14 protein-coding genes are annotated in these 14,105 nt (G+C 61.2%); 9 read left to right on the top strand and 5 right to left on the bottom strand.

What is annotated here, in order from left to right; translation table 11 throughout:
• Window positions 1-11 precede the first annotated feature (11 nt).
• From LIY36_RS17950 to tldD, 3 genes are read left to right on the top strand one after another with little or no spacing between them, the layout of a single operon-like run.
• Window positions 12-3,827 (top strand): YhdP family protein, encoded by a 3,816-nt coding sequence (locus tag LIY36_RS17950; protein WP_226456473.1) that lies wholly within the window; start codon window positions 12-14, stop codon window positions 3,825-3,827.
• 48 nt (window positions 3,828-3,875) lie between these two features.
• A complete protein-coding gene (locus LIY36_RS17945) occupies window positions 3,876-4,724 on the top strand; it encodes a carbon-nitrogen hydrolase family protein (RefSeq protein ID WP_192297682.1) in 849 nt (282 codons plus the stop codon).
• A 16-nt stretch (window positions 4,725-4,740) separates the two neighbouring features.
• Window positions 4,741-6,183, top strand: a complete 1,443-nt coding sequence (gene tldD / locus LIY36_RS17940) for a metalloprotease TldD (protein WP_053131569.1) — start codon at window positions 4,741-4,743, stop codon at window positions 6,181-6,183.
• Window positions 6,184-6,230: 47 nt separating this feature from the next.
• Here tldD and yjgA read toward each other — a convergent pair whose 3' ends face one another.
• Window positions 6,231-6,752 carry a ribosome biogenesis factor YjgA gene (gene yjgA, locus LIY36_RS17935; RefSeq protein WP_025856302.1) on the bottom strand — a complete coding sequence of 174 codons (522 nt, stop codon included), beginning with the start codon at window positions 6,750-6,752 and terminating at the stop codon, window positions 6,231-6,233.
• A gap of 108 nt (window positions 6,753-6,860) precedes the next feature.
• Between yjgA and pmbA the strand changes: the two genes are divergently transcribed.
• From pmbA to LIY36_RS17905, 6 genes are all read left to right on the top strand, one after another.
• Entirely contained in the window at window positions 6,861-8,207 is a 1,347-nt protein-coding gene (pmbA, locus tag LIY36_RS17930; protein ID WP_192297681.1) for a metalloprotease PmbA, read from the top strand.
• A 150-nt stretch (window positions 8,208-8,357) separates the two neighbouring features.
• A complete protein-coding gene (locus LIY36_RS17925) occupies window positions 8,358-8,753 on the top strand; it encodes a FagA protein (RefSeq protein WP_192297680.1) in 396 nt (131 codons plus the stop codon).
• Window positions 8,746-10,122 (top strand): class II fumarate hydratase, encoded by a 1,377-nt coding sequence (locus LIY36_RS17920; protein ID WP_226456472.1) that lies wholly within the window; start codon window positions 8,746-8,748, stop codon window positions 10,120-10,122. The genes LIY36_RS17925 and LIY36_RS17920 overlap by 8 nt, the downstream gene beginning before the upstream one ends.
• Window positions 10,123-10,149: 27 nt before the next feature.
• A complete protein-coding gene (locus LIY36_RS17915) occupies window positions 10,150-10,593 on the top strand; it encodes a hypothetical protein (RefSeq protein ID WP_192297678.1) in 444 nt (147 codons plus the stop codon).
• Between the two features lies 1 nt (window position 10,594).
• Window positions 10,595-11,206, top strand: a complete 612-nt coding sequence (locus tag LIY36_RS17910) for a superoxide dismutase (protein ID WP_192297677.1) — start codon at window positions 10,595-10,597, stop codon at window positions 11,204-11,206.
• 33 nt (window positions 11,207-11,239) lie between these two features.
• Entirely contained in the window at window positions 11,240-12,133 is an 894-nt protein-coding gene (locus LIY36_RS17905; protein WP_226456471.1) for a ZIP family metal transporter, read from the top strand.
• A gap of 34 nt (window positions 12,134-12,167) precedes the next feature.
• Here LIY36_RS17905 and LIY36_RS17900 read toward each other — a convergent pair whose 3' ends face one another.
• Genes LIY36_RS17900 through hpf form a run of 4 tightly spaced genes read right to left on the bottom strand, consistent with a single transcriptional unit; the run spans window position 12,168 to window position 14,099 of the window.
• Window positions 12,168-12,440 (bottom strand): HPr family phosphocarrier protein, encoded by a 273-nt coding sequence (locus LIY36_RS17900; RefSeq protein ID WP_017738759.1) that lies wholly within the window; start codon window positions 12,438-12,440, stop codon window positions 12,168-12,170.
• Between the two features lie 16 nt (window positions 12,441-12,456).
• Window positions 12,457-13,314 (bottom strand): RNase adapter RapZ, encoded by an 858-nt coding sequence (rapZ, locus tag LIY36_RS17895; RefSeq protein WP_226456470.1) that lies wholly within the window; start codon window positions 13,312-13,314, stop codon window positions 12,457-12,459.
• A 2-nt stretch (window positions 13,315-13,316) separates the two neighbouring features.
• On the bottom strand, window positions 13,317-13,781 hold the full coding sequence (gene ptsN / locus LIY36_RS17890) for a PTS IIA-like nitrogen regulatory protein PtsN (RefSeq protein ID WP_017738757.1): 465 nt from the start codon (window positions 13,779-13,781) through the stop codon (window positions 13,317-13,319).
• A gap of 12 nt (window positions 13,782-13,793) precedes the next feature.
• On the bottom strand, window positions 13,794-14,099 hold the full coding sequence (hpf, locus tag LIY36_RS17885; RefSeq protein WP_010170586.1) for a ribosome hibernation-promoting factor, HPF/YfiA family: 306 nt from the start codon (window positions 14,097-14,099) through the stop codon (window positions 13,794-13,796).
• Window positions 14,100-14,105: the final 6 nt, after the last annotated feature.

Raw genomic sequence — 14,105 nt, 5'->3', positions numbered from 1 at the left:
GGTCGCCTGACATGGAGCGTCTGACACGCTTTTTTGCCGCTTTGACCCGTTGGGGCCTGGGCCTTTGCGCGTTGCTGCTGGTACTGGCGGCGGTGTACGTGAGCCTGGGGCGCGAATTGACCCCGCTTGTGGCCGAATATCGCGCCGAAGTCGAGGCCAGGGCCCAGGCGGCGGTAGATATGCCGCTGCACATTGGCAGCCTTGAAGGCCGTTGGAGCGGCTTTGCGCCGATGCTGCTGGCCCACGACGTGATGCTGGGCGAGGGCAGCAGCGCCTTGCGCCTGGATCAGGTCGAAGTGGTGCCGGACATCTGGGCCAGCCTGATGGCGCGTGAAGTGCGCATCGCACATCTGGAAGTCAGTGGCCTGCAACTCAGCGTCAAGGAGGACAAGGACGGCCACTGGGCGCTGCAAGGCCTGCCGGCGCAGGATGACCAGCCGCTGGACCCACAGCAATTGCTACAGCGTATGCAGATGGTCAAGCGCGTGTCGCTGCTCGACAGCCAGGTGACCTTGCAACCCTTCGACCAGCCCCCGCTGACCCTGACATATGTCGGCCTGAGCTTGCACACCGGCATCACCCGCCAGCGCCTGGACGCGCGCCTGACCCTGCCTGACGGCCAGCCCCTGGCACTGAGCTTGCGCACGCGGATTCGTGCGAGCCAATGGCAAGACGCTGAAGCACAGGCCTACCTGAGCCTGCCCCAGAGCGACTGGGCCAAGTGGATTCCGGCCAAGTTGACGCAGCAATGGAAACTCACCCAATTCAAGGCCGGCGGCGAATTCTGGCTGACCTGGGCAAAGGGCACCGTGCAAAGCGCGGTGGTGCGCCTCAACTCGCCACAGATCAAGGGCAGCTACGCCGAGCGCAAGCCGGTGCACATTGAAAACCTGGCCCTCAACGCCTACCTGCAACGCAGTGATAGCGGTCTTACGGTGCTGTTCGACTCGCTGGCGATGAACCTGGGCGAGACCCGCTGGGAATCGCGCGTGCAATTGCAGCAAAGCCTGGCCACCGACAAGGACCAAGAGGTGTGGAAGCTTCAGGCGGACCGCCTGGACCTGACCCCCATCACACCGTTGCTCAATGCCCTGGCGCCGTTGCCCGAAGGTTTCGCCACGACCATCGAGCACCTGAAGGCGATTGGCCTGCTGCGCAATGTGCTGGTGGATTTCCGTCCTCAGGACACCACGGATCAAAAACTCAGTTTCGCCGCCAATCTCGAACGTGTGGGGTTTGACGCCTACTTCGGTGCCCCGGCTGCCCGTAACATTTCCGGCAGTATCAGCGGTGACCTTGGCCATGGCGAACTGCGCATGGACAGCAAGGACTTTTCCCTGCACCTGGATCCCATCTTTGCCAAACCCTGGCAGTACATCCAGGCCAATGCGCGCCTGACGTGGAAGCTGGATAAAGATGGCTTCACCCTGATCGCGCCGTATATCAAGGTGCTGGGCGAAGAGGGCAAAGTGGCTGCCGATTTCTTGATTCGCCTGAGTTTTGACCAAAGCCGCGAAGACTACATGGACCTGCGGGTGGGCATGGTCGATGGCGACGGGCGCTTCACCTCCAAATACCTGCCGGCGGTGTTGAGCCCGGCGCTGGATGAATGGCTGCGCACGGCGATTCTCAAAGGTGCGGTCGACGAGGGGTTCTTCCAATACCAGGGCTCGCTCAACCACGATGCGTTGCCCGCCTCGCGCAATATCAGCCTGTTCTTCAAGGTGCATGACGCCGAACTGGCGTTCCAGCCAGGCTGGCCGCATGTGAGCAAGGTCACGGGTGAGGTGTTCGTCGAAGAGAGCGGTGTGCGCATCCTGGCCAGCAAGGGGCAATTGCTCGACACCAAGGTCAACGACATCTACGTCAATATTCCCCATGCGCCGGCGGACAAGGACAGCCACCTGCTGCTCACCGGCGGTTTTGCCGGCGGCCTGGGAGATGGTCTGAAGATCCTTCAGGAAGCGCCGATCGGCACGGCTTCGACGTTTGCCGGCTGGAAGGGCGAGGGCGACCTGCAAGGCAGCCTGGATCTGGACATACCGCTGGCCAAGGGCGCCGAACCGAAAATCGTGGTGGACTTCAAGACCGACAAGTCCCGGCTGCAATTGGCCGAGCCCACCTTGGACCTGACCCAACTCAAGGGGGATTTCCGCTTCGACAGCGCCAAGGGCCTCAGTGGCCAGAACATCACGGCCCAGGCGTTCGACCGGCCGATCAGCGCGCAGATTGTTGCCGGCGGCAAGCCGGGCAATATCAGTACGCGCGTGACGGCCAAAGGGCAGGTCACGGTCAAGCGGCTGACGGACTGGTTGAAAATCAGCCAGCCGTTGCCGGTTTCCGGCGATATTCCATACCAGCTGCAACTGAACCTTGACGGTGCCGACAGTCAACTGATGGTCAGCTCCAACCTCAAGGGCGTGGCAGTGGATTTGCCGGCGCCCTTTGGCATGCCGGCCAGCCAGGGGCGTGACAGTGTGTTCCGCATGACCTTGCAGGGTAACGAGCGCCGCTACTGGTTCGATTATGGCGAGTTGGCGAATTTCACCTTCGCGGCGCCGCCGGACAAGTTCAATGACGGCCGGGGCGAGTTGTTCCTCGGTGATGGCGATGCGCTGTTGCCGACAGTCAAAGGCCTGCGCATTCGCGGAGTCTTGTCGGAACTGGATCTGGACCCGTGGAAGAAGCTCGTGGACCGTTATGCGGGCAACGACCCGGGCGGCAGCGCCAAGCAATTGCTCAGTGGGGCCGACTTCAAGGTCGGCAAGCTGACCGGCTTTGGCACCCAGTTCGATCAGGTCAAATTGCAGTTGGACCGCAAACCCGCGGCGTGGGGCCTGGAGCTCGACAGCCAGCAGGCCAAGGGCACGGTGAACCTGCCGGACGCCAAGGGCGCGCCGATTGCGATCAACCTGCAGTATGTGAAATTGCCGGCCGTGGACCCGAGCGTACAGGCCGATGAAAACGCCCCGGACCCTTTGGCCGACATCGACCCCAAGGATATTCCCGCGCTCGACATTGCCATCGACCAGCTGTTCCAAGGGCCGGACTTGATCGGCGCGTGGTCGTTGAAGATCCGCCCGACAACCAAGGGTTTGGCCTTCACCAATCTGGACCTTGGCCTCAAGGGCATGCAGCTCAAGGGTGATGGCGGCTGGGAAGGCACGCCGGGAAGCAGCGGCAGTTGGTACAAGGGGCGCCTGGACGGTAAGAATATCGGCGATGTACTCAAGGGCTGGGGTTATGCGCCGACCGTCACCAGCAAGGACTTCCATCTGGACGTGGACGGGCGCTGGCCGGGCTCGCCGGCCTATGTGGGGCCGAAACGTTTCTCCGGCAGCCTGGACGCATCCTTTCGCAGCGGTCAGTTCGTGGAAGTGGAAGGCGGCGCCCAAGCCCTGCGTGTGTTTGGCCTGCTCAATTTCAACTCCATTGGGCGCCGGTTGCGCCTGGACTTTTCCGACTTGCTCGGCAAGGGCTTGAGTTATGACCGGGTCAAAGGCCTGTTGGCTGCCAGTAACGGCGTGTTCGTTACCCGCGAGCCGATCACCATGACCGGGCCGTCGACCAACCTTGAGCTTAACGGCACCCTGGATCTGGTGGCCGACCGTGTCGACGCCAAGTTGCTGGTGACATTGCCGGTCACCAACAACCTGCCGATTGCCGCGTTGATCGTGGGGGCACCGGCGATTGGTGGGGCGTTGTTCCTGATCGACAAGCTGATCGGTGACCGCGTTTCGCGCTTCGCCAGCGTGCAATACAAAGTCGAGGGGCCGTGGAAGGATCCGAAAATCACCTTCGACAAGCCATTTGAAAAGCCAAACTGAGAGCCTGTGGAGTAGCATGGTCGCACGCCCATTACGGAGAGTCGGCCCATGTCCTTTGCGGTAATTCAAATGGTCAGCCAGAGCGATGTGCTGGCCAATCTTGCCCAGGCCCGGCGCCTGCTGGAGCAAGCGGCGGCAGGGGGGGCGAAGCTGGCGGTGCTGCCGGAAAACTTTGCCGCCATGGGCCGGCGTGATGTGGCCGATATCGGCCGGACCGAGGCATTGGGCGAAGGACCGATCCTGCCGTGGTTGAAACAGACCGCCCGCGACCTCACCTTATGGATAGTGGCTGGCACCTTGCCGTTGCCGCCCAGGGATCAGCCGTACGCCAAGTCCAACGCCTGTTCGCTGCTGGTCGATGACCAGGGCGAAATCGTTGCCCGATACGACAAGTTGCACCTGTTCGATGTGGACGTTGCCGACGCGCGTGGTCGTTATCGTGAATCCGACGACTATGCTTTCGGCAGCAACGTGGTGGTGGCGGACACGCCGGTGGGGCGATTGGGCCTGACGGTGTGTTACGACCTGCGCTTCCCCGAGCTGTACAGCGAGTTGCGTGCAGCAGGGGCTGAATTGATTACCGCGCCTTCGGCGTTTACCGCGGTGACCGGCGCGGCGCACTGGGACGTGCTGATTCGCGCACGCGCCATCGAAACCCAGTGTTACCTGCTGGCGGCCGCCCAGGGCGGCGTGCATCCGGGGCCGCGGGAAACCTATGGTCACGCGGCGATCGTCGACCCGTGGGGACGGGTGCTGGCGCAACAGGATCAAGGCGAAGCGGTGTTGTTGGCCGAGCGCGATAGCAGTGAACAAGCGTCGATACGGGCGCGTATGCCGGTGGTCAGCCACCGGCGTTTTTTCTCGCAGGGCGCACAGCGGCCTGCTTCGGAACGATGAATTTAAGGCCAAACCTATGAGCGAGTTGTTGTCCTCAGTCAGTGAACACCTCCTGGCACCTGGTGGCGTGACCATCGAAAGCTTGCAAACCGTGCTGGGCGATCTGGCCGGGCCGGGTATCGACGCGGCTGACCTGTATTTCCAGGGGCAGATCTCCGAGTCCTGGGCCCTTGAAGACGGCATCGTCAAGGAAGGCAGTTTCAACCTTGACCAAGGTGTAGGCGTGCGTGCGCAATCCGGAGAAAAAACCGGTTTTGCCTACAGCAACGCGATCACCCTGGAAGCCTTGGGCCTGGCGGCGCGTGCGGCGCGTTCGATCTCCCGTGCCGGGCAAAACGGTACGGTGCAGGCGTTCAGTACCCAGGACGTGGCGCAATTGTATGCCCCCGATAACCCCCTGGAAGTGATCAGCCGTGCGGAGAAGGTCGAGCTGCTCAAGCGTGTCGACGCGGCTACCCGCGCTCTTGACCCGCGTATCCAGCAGGTCACCGTGAGCATGGCCGGTGTGTGGGAGCGCATCCTGGTGGCCTCCACCGATGGCGGCCTGGCGGCGGATGTACGGCCGCTGGTGCGCTTCAACGTCAGTGTGATCGTCGAGCAGAATGGCCGCCGGGAGCGCGGCGGGCACGGCGGCGGCGGGCGTACCGACTACCGTTATTTCCTCACTGATGACCGCGCCATGGGGTATGCCCGTGAAGCGCTGCGTCAGGCGCTGGTGAACCTGGAGGCCATTCCGGCCCCGGCCGGTACCTTGCCGGTGGTGTTGGGCTCGGGTTGGTCCGGCGTATTGCTGCACGAGGCCGTGGGCCATGGTCTGGAAGGTGACTTCAACCGCAAGGGCAGCTCGGCCTACAGCGGGCGCATGGGCGAGATGGTTGCGTCCAAGCTGTGCACCATTGTCGATGACGGCACCTTGGCCGGGCGCCGTGGCTCGTTGAGTGTCGACGACGAAGGCACTCCAACCGAATGCACCACGCTGATCGAAAACGGCGTGCTCAAGGGCTATATGCAAGACAAACTCAACGCTCGTCTGATGGGCGTGGCACGTACCGGCAACGGTCGTCGCGAGTCCTATGCGCACCTGCCGATGCCACGCATGACCAACACCTACATGCTCGGTGGCGAAAGCGACCCGGCGGAAATCATCGCCTCGGTAAAACGCGGAATCTACTGCGCCAACCTGGGTGGCGGCCAGGTGGACATCACCAGTGGCAAGTTCGTGTTCTCCACCAGCGAGGCGTACCTGATCGAAGACGGCAAGATCACCGCGCCGGTCAAAGGCGCAACGTTGATTGGCAACGGGCCGGAAGCCATGAGCAAGGTGTCGATGGTCGGTAACGACCTGTCGCTGGACAGCGGCGTGGGCACATGCGGCAAGGATGGGCAGTCGGTGCCGGTGGGTGTCGGCCAGCCAACGCTGAAAATTGATGCGATCACCGTGGGAGGCACGGGCTCGTAGGAAGGGTGGAGCTTCGGGTGGCGAAGATCGCCACCCGGGGAAGAGGATCAGCGCAGACCGCGTTGAGTCTCGTCCAGCTCACGGATGTACTTGAAGATTTTACGGCTGGTGGCCGGCGCCTTGTTATGCGCCAGTTCGTGTTGGGCCTGGCGGATCAGGGAGCGCAATTGCTGGCGGTCCGCGTCCGGGTAGTCCAGCACGAATTTCTCCAGCACGGCGTCGTCGCCCGAGATCAGGCGGTCACGCCAACGTTCCAGGTTATGGAAACGTTCGTTGTACTGGCGAGTGGAGGCATCGGTTTGATCGAGCAAGGCCAGAATGGCGTCAGTGTCCTGATCGCGCATCAGCTTGCCGATAAACATGATGTGGCGTTTACGCGCGATATTCGCGGTGTGCTTGGGTGCGTCTGCAAGAGCCCGGCGCATTTCGTCGGTCAATGGCAGTTTTGCAATCAAGTCTTTCTTGAGCGTTGTAAGGCGCTCGCCCAGATCAACCAGAGCATGCAGCTCACGTTTGACCTGGGTTTTGCTTTTCTCCCCATCGAGGGAGTCGTCGTAAGAATCAACCATGGTGGCAGTCCGCAAAGAAACGCCGCCATGATAACCAGTCGGGGGCCGCTTGTCCGGCCCGGTCGCTCGATGGCCTTAACCGAAAGCAGAATTTGAGTGGAGAAAACCATGAGTGCAGCCCAAAGCGTCGGCCCGCAAGCGTTACCGGCACTGCAGGAACAAGTCGAGCAGATCCTTGCCGAGGCCAAGCGCCAGGGGGCCAGTGCCTGTGAGGTGGCGGTGTCGCTGGAGCAGGGGCTGTCGACATCGGTACGCCAGCGGGAAGTGGAAACCGTTGAGTTCAACCGCGACCAGGGTTTTGGCATCACCTTGTACGTAGGGCAGCGCAAAGGTTCGGCCAGTACGTCGGCGAGCGGCCCGGAGGCGATCCGCGAAACCGTCGCCGCCGCGTTGGCGATTGCCAAGCACACCTCCGAGGATGAAAGCTCGGGCCTGGCCGACAAAGCGCTGATGGCCAAGGACTTGAAAGACTTCGATCTGTTCCACGCCTGGGACATTACCCCGGAGCAGGCCATTGAACTGGCATTGACCTGCGAAGCCGCTGCGTTCGATGCAGATGCCCGCATCAAGAACGCCGATGGCACCACGTTGAGCACGCATCAGGGCTGTCGTGTCTACGGCAACAGCCATGGTTTTGTAGGGGGGTATGCCTCCACTCGCCATAGCCTGAGCTGCGTGATGATTGCTGAAGCCAACGGCCAGATGCAGCGTGATTACTGGTACGACGTAAGCCGCCAGGGCGAGTTGCTGGCGGACCCGGTCAGCATTGGCCAGCGCGCCGCACAACGTGCCGCCAGCCGCTTGGGCGCGCGTCCGGTGCCAACTTGCGAAGTGCCGGTGTTGTTTTCGGCGGAGTTGGCCGGTGGTTTGTTCAGCAGTTTCCTAGGCGCGATTTCCGGCGGCAACCTGTACCGCAAGTCGTCGTTCCTTGAGGGCGCTATCGGGCAAAAGCTGTTCCCGGAGTGGTTGACCCTTGATGAGCGCCCGCACCTGATGCGTGCCATGGGGAGCTCGGCGTTCGACGGCGATGGCCTGGCGACCTATGCCAAACCGTTCGTCGAAAACGGCGAGTTGGTGTCCTATGTGCTGGGGACATACTCCGGCCGCAAGCTCGGCCTGCCAAGCACGGCCAACGCCGGTGGCGTGCACAACCTGTTCGTTACCCATGGCGATGAAGACCAGGCGGCGTTGCTGCGTCGCATGGGACGTGGCCTGCTGGTGACTGAGTTGATGGGGCATGGCCTGAACATGGTGACCGGTGATTACTCCCGTGGTGCGGCGGGTTTCTGGGTGGAAAACGGCGAGATTCAGTTCGCGGTCCAGGAAGTGACCATCGCCGGCAACATGCGCGACATGTTCAAGCAAATCGTCGCGGTGGGTAACGACCTGGAACGGCGTAGCAACATTCACACAGGTTCGGTATTGATTGAGCGGATGACTGTCGCTGGCAGCTGACCCTCCCGACGCTTCAACAGAAAAGGCGCGCCATCATCACTGATGGCGCGCCTTTTTTGTGCTTGCGTGACAGGTGGATTGATTTGCTGCTCTTGTTTTGATTCTCAATATCATTTAATAATAAATATCATTACCGAATGAGTGTGGATCATGAGTTCTGTCCTGCATGAGGATCCTTACCTGGAGAGCTGGCGCTGGATGAGTCGTCAGATTCGCTGCGGCCTCAATCCCGACGAGCCGCGCCTGATCGAACATTACCTCAACGAGGGTCGATACCTGGCGTGCTGCACTGCGACCCATCCATGGACGATCGCTGAAACCTCATTCCATCTGTTGCTCGACACCGCCGGCGATATTGCGCTGCCCTGGCATTGGCGCACGACATGCCTGGACCAGGCCTGGCGCCCCCTGCGCGACCTGGAAAAACTTTCCCACTGCGCCTGCCGCCTCAAGCGCTGGCAGACCTTTGCCTGGCAATTGGCGACCTGCGAGTTGCTGCCTTCCCTTTCTGTGTCTGACCTTGTGCAAGGATCCTCCGATGAGTAACACCCGTATCGAACGCGACAGCATGGGCGAACTGCAAGTGCCGGCCGAGGCCTTGTATGGCGCACAAACCCAGCGCGCGGTGAACAACTTCCCGATCAGCCGTCAACGTATGCCCGCGCAATTCATTCGCGCGCTGATCCTGGCCAAGGCTGCCGCCGCCAAGGTCAACGTCGACCTCAAGCAAATCAGCGAAGGGCAGGGCAAGGCCATTGTCGATGCGGCCCGGGGCTTGCTCGAAGGCGATTTCATGCAGCACTTCCCGGTGGATGTTTTCCAGACCGGTTCCGGCACCAGCTCCAATATGAACGCCAACGAAGTGATTGCGACCCTCGCCACACGCTTGCTGGGCGAGGCGGTCAACCCCAATGACCACGTGAACTGCGGCCAAAGCAGCAATGACATCATTCCGACCACCATCCACGTCAGCGCCGCGTTGGTCTTGCATGAGCAAACCCTGCCGGCCCTGCTGCATCTGGTACAGGTGATCGAACGCAAGGCCGAAGAAGTCCACCCGTTCATCAAGACCGGCCGCACCCACCTGATGGACGCCATGCCGGTGCGCATGAGCCAGGTACTCAATGGCTGGGCGCAGCAACTCAAGGCCAATATCGGCCATCTGCAGGACCTGCTGCCAAGCCTGCAGGCCCTGGCCCAGGGCGGCACTGCGGTCGGCACCGGGATCAACGCGCATCCGGAATTCGCCGCACGTTTCAGCCAGCAACTGAGCAGGCTGACCGACGTCACATTCACGCCGGGCAAGAACCTGTTCGCGCTGATCGGCTCCCAGGACACCGCTGTCGCCGTTTCCGGTCAGTTGAAAGCCACCGCGGTATCGCTGATGAAGATCGCCAATGATCTGCGCTGGATGAACTCCGGGCCGCTCGCCGGTCTCGGTGAAATCGAGCTTGAGGGCCTGCAGCCGGGCTCCTCGATCATGCCGGGCAAGGTCAATCCGGTGATTCCGGAAGCCACTGCCATGGTCGCGGCCCAAGTGATCGGCAATGACACGGTGATCACCGTCGCAGGCCAGTCCGGCAACTTCGAGCTGAACGTAATGCTGCCGATCATCGCCCAGAACCTGCTCAGCAGCCTCGAATTGCTGGCCAACTCCAGCCGTCTGCTGGCGGACAAGGCGATTGGCAGCTTCAAGGTCAACGAAGCCAAGCTCAAGGAGGCGTTGTCGCGTAACCCGATCCTGGTCACTGCACTCAACCCGATCATCGGTTACCAGAAGGCTGCTGAAATCGCCAAGAAGGCTTATCAGCAGGGCCGTCCGGTGATTGATGTCGCCCTGGAGCACACCGACTTGGCCCGCAGCCAACTGGAAGTCCTGCTGGACCCGGAAAAGCTCACGGCCGGCGGCGTGTAATCACCGACACTGCTTTGGAGGCTCACCATGGAGCACTGGAAACGCACGATCGAACGGGCCAATCGCTGCTTTATGCAAGGCGAGTTGGTTGACGCTCGCGAGGCCTATTTGCAAGCCCTGGCCCTGGCCCAAGTGTTGTTCGAACGCTGGGCGGATGCCGACGAAGCGGTGGCGGCTTTTGTCATTTCCCATCACAACCTGGCGGACCTGCATCTGCGTCTGAACCAGCCGGAAGAAAGCGCGGAGTACCTCTGCGCCATTCACCAGCGCTTGTTGCATGCGATGCAGGACCCGCGCCTGACCCCGCAGTTACGCGAGGCGGCGCTACGCCAAAGCAGCAAGACCTACATTGAACTGTTGAATTTCATCAGCGATCACGGTGAGTACCCGCGTACCCATCGCCTGCTGGGCAGCACCGCGGCGCAACAGGATGCGTCGACTCGCAACAGTCCTTATTACGGAGCACATTGAGATGTCCTACACCTTGCCTGCCTTGCCTTACGCCTACGACGCCCTGGAGCCGCATATCGATGCGCAAACCATGGAGATTCACTACACCAAGCACCATCAGACCTACATCAATAACCTCAACGCTGCCGTCGAAGGCACCGAGTTCGCGGGCTGGCCGGTAGAGAAACTGGTGTCCAGTGTGCAGCAATTGCCGGAAACACTGCGCGCTGCGGTGATCAACCAAGGTGGCGGCCATGCCAACCACTCCTTGTTCTGGGCAGTGATGTCGCCACAAGGCGGAGGCAAGCCTGAGGGCGCGCTGGGCAAGGCTATCGACGAGCAAGTGGGCGGTTTCGAGAGCTTCAAGGAAGCCTTTACCAAAGCCGCACTGACCCGTTTCGGCAGCGGCTGGGCCTGGCTGAGCGTTACTCCACAAAAGACCCTGGTCGTCGAAAGCAGCGGTAATCAGGACAGCCCCCTGATGAATGGCAACACGCCAATCCTCGGCCTGGACGTGTGGGAGCATGCCTACTACCTGCGTTATCAGAACCGGCGTCCGGAATATATCAACGCGTTCTATAGCGTGATCAATTGGCCGGAAGTTGCCGCACGCTATCAGGCCGCCTTGGCCTGACATTCACCTCCATAACAAGATCTAAGGCCGACTATGGGCACTGAAACACTGGCGGTCAGCAGCGGGCGGATGTTTCGTTATGCGTTTGGCTCGCTGCTGCTATTGGCAGGGACTGCATTGCTGGTGGCCCATGGGCTGGACTGGCTGAACCTGGAGCCGCGAATCCTGCGCGCGCTGCAAGGCGGCGCAATCTGCGCACTGGGCACGGCACTCGGTGCGGTGCCGGTGCTGGTGATTCGGCGCATGCCGGTGGCGCTCAGTGACACCTTGCTGGGTTTTGGTGCCGGGGTCATGCTCGCGGCGACGGCATTTTCGCTGATCGTGCCGGGCATCGCCGCCGCCGAAGGCCTGGGGCTTTCGCCTTGGGGGGTCAGTGGCCTGATCAGCGTTGGCATCATGCTGGGGGCATTCGGGTTGTATCTGGTTGATCGCAAGGTCTCCGGTGCCAGCCCGGAAATGCTGGTAGGCACGCCCGATCACCCGGTGATCCCGCCGCGTATCTGGTTATTCGTGTTTGCCATCATTGCCCACAACATCCCCGAAGGCATGGCCGTGGGGGTTTCGGCGGGCGGCGCAATGCCCGATGCCGACAGCCTGGCCATGGGCATTGCCTTGCAGGATGTGCCCGAAGGCTTGGTGATTGCGTTGGTGTTGGCCGGGGCAGGGATGTCGCGGATCAAGGCGTTCTTGATCGGAGCTGCTTCAGGGTTGGTCGAGCCGGTGTTCGCGGTGCTCTGCGCCTGGTTGGTAAGCCTGGCTGAAGTGCTGTTGCCGCTTGGGCTGGCGCTCGCCGCGGGGGCCATGTTGTTGGTGGTGACTCACGAGGTCATCCCCGAGTCGCGGCGCAACGGTCACGAGATGCTCGCCAGCCTGGGGTTGTGCATCGGGTTTTGTTTGATGATGGTGATGGATACCGCATTGGGCTGAAGTCGTTGCGACTTCACGCCCGTCTTCAAGGGTGTCACTCACCCTCATCAAAGAAGTTGTTGATCAGCGCCACCAGGGCGTCCATGGCTTCCTGCTCTTGCTCGCCTTCCGTCTTCAAGTGAATCCGGGTGCCCTTGCCGGCGGCCAACATCATCATGGCCATAATGCTTTTGCCATCGACCATGGACTCTGGCGTACGCCCCGCGCGGATCTGGCAGGGGAACTGCCCGGCAACGCCGACGAACTTCGCGGAAGCCCGGGCATGCAGCCCCAGCTTGTTGATGATTTCAATTTCCAGAGCAGGCATCGCGGGGGTGTTCCTTTCAGCTAAGGTCGCGGTGGCGAACCTGGACGTTCTTGAGGGTTTGTTGCAGCAGTTGGCCCAGGCGTTCGGTCAGGTAGACCGAGCGGTGGTGGCCGCCGGTGCAGCCAATGGCAATGGTGACATACGCCCGATTGCTTGCAGCGAAGCGCGGCAGCCATTTGAGCAGGTAGCTGGAAATGTCCTGGAACATCTCCTCGACATCCGGTTGCGCCGCCAGGTATTCAGCCACAGGTTGGTCCAGCCCGGACTGATCACGCAGTTCCGGTTTCCAATAAGGGTTGGGCAGGCAGCGCACATCGAACACCAGGTCGGCGTCCACCGGCATGCCGCGCTTGAAGCCAAACGACTCGACGAGGAATGCCGTACCCGGCTCGGGCTGGTTCAGCAGACGCAGCTTGATGGCATCACGCAACTGGTACAGGTTGAGCCCGGTGGTGTTGATCTTGAGGTCGGCGAGGTCAATGATCGGCCCCAGCAACTTGGTTTCGTCCTCGATGGCTTCTGCCAGGGAGCGATGGGGGCTGCTGAGGGGGTGGCGTCGACGGGTTTCAGAGAAGCGCTTTAGCAGGGTCTCTTCGTCGGCGTCCAGGTACAGCACATCGCAATGAATGTGCTTGGCGCGAACTTCCTCGAGCAGTTGCGGGAACCGCTCAAGGTGGCTGGGCAGGTTGCGGGCATCGATCGATACGGCCACCAGCGGTTGCGCCAGCTCGGTGTGGATCAACGCGCGTTCCGCGAGCTCTGGCAGCAGGCCGGCGGGCAGGTTGTCGATGCAGTAGAAGCCACTGTCCTCAAGTACGTTGAGGGCGGTGCTTTTACCCGAGCCGGAACGGCCGCTGACGATGATCAAACGCATGATTACTGCCCGTTCTGTTCATCCAGGACTACCTGATACAGCGCCTCATTGCTGCTGGCACTGCGCAGTTTGTCGCGTACTTCCTTGCGGTCGAGCATGCTGGCGATCTGCCGGAGCAGTTCCAGGTGCGCATCGGTGGCGGCTTGCGGGACCAGCAGAACAAACAGCAGGTCGACCGGGGCGCCGTCGATGGCGTCGAAATCGATGGGAGCGTCCAGGTGCAGCAGGGCGCTGACAGGTGCCTCACAACTTTTGAGGCGGCAGTGGGGAATGGCGATGCCGTTGCCAAAACCGGTGGAGCCGAGTTTTTCACGGGCAATCAGAGCCTCGTAGACATCTTGCATCTCCAGGTCAGGCACTTCGCGGCTGATCAGGTTGGCAATTTGCTCAAGGGCTTTCTTTTTACTGCCACCCGGCGCGTTCACGAGGGAACGGCCGGGGGTCAGGATGGTTTCAAGTCGAATCATGGGTGGGGGGTGTTAGCGGCCTGTGCCCTGGAGGAGGCTCTGCTGCTTTTCCTTATGCTTTTTGATTTGGCGATCCAGCTTGTCGGTCAGGTCGTCAATGGCGGCATACATATCTGAATGCTCGGCATTGGCGACTACTTCCCCGCCGGGTATACGCAAGGTGGCTTCGATTTTCTGCTTCAGCTTTTCGACAGTCATGATGACTTGCACGTTGGTGATCTTGTCGAAATGCCCCTCAATTCTTTTGAGTTTTTCGCCGATATAGGCGCGCAGCGGTTCGGTCACTTCCAGTTGGTGTCCACTGATGTTGACTTGCATACAGCT

Origin of the sequence: Pseudomonas sp. AF03-9, assembly GCF_020515815.1 — a bacterium.
Classification (GTDB): Bacteria; Pseudomonadota; Gammaproteobacteria; order Pseudomonadales; family Pseudomonadaceae; genus Aquipseudomonas.
The sequence above is the reverse complement of the archived record's forward strand: the minus strand, read 5'-3'. Positions and strand labels throughout refer to the sequence as shown.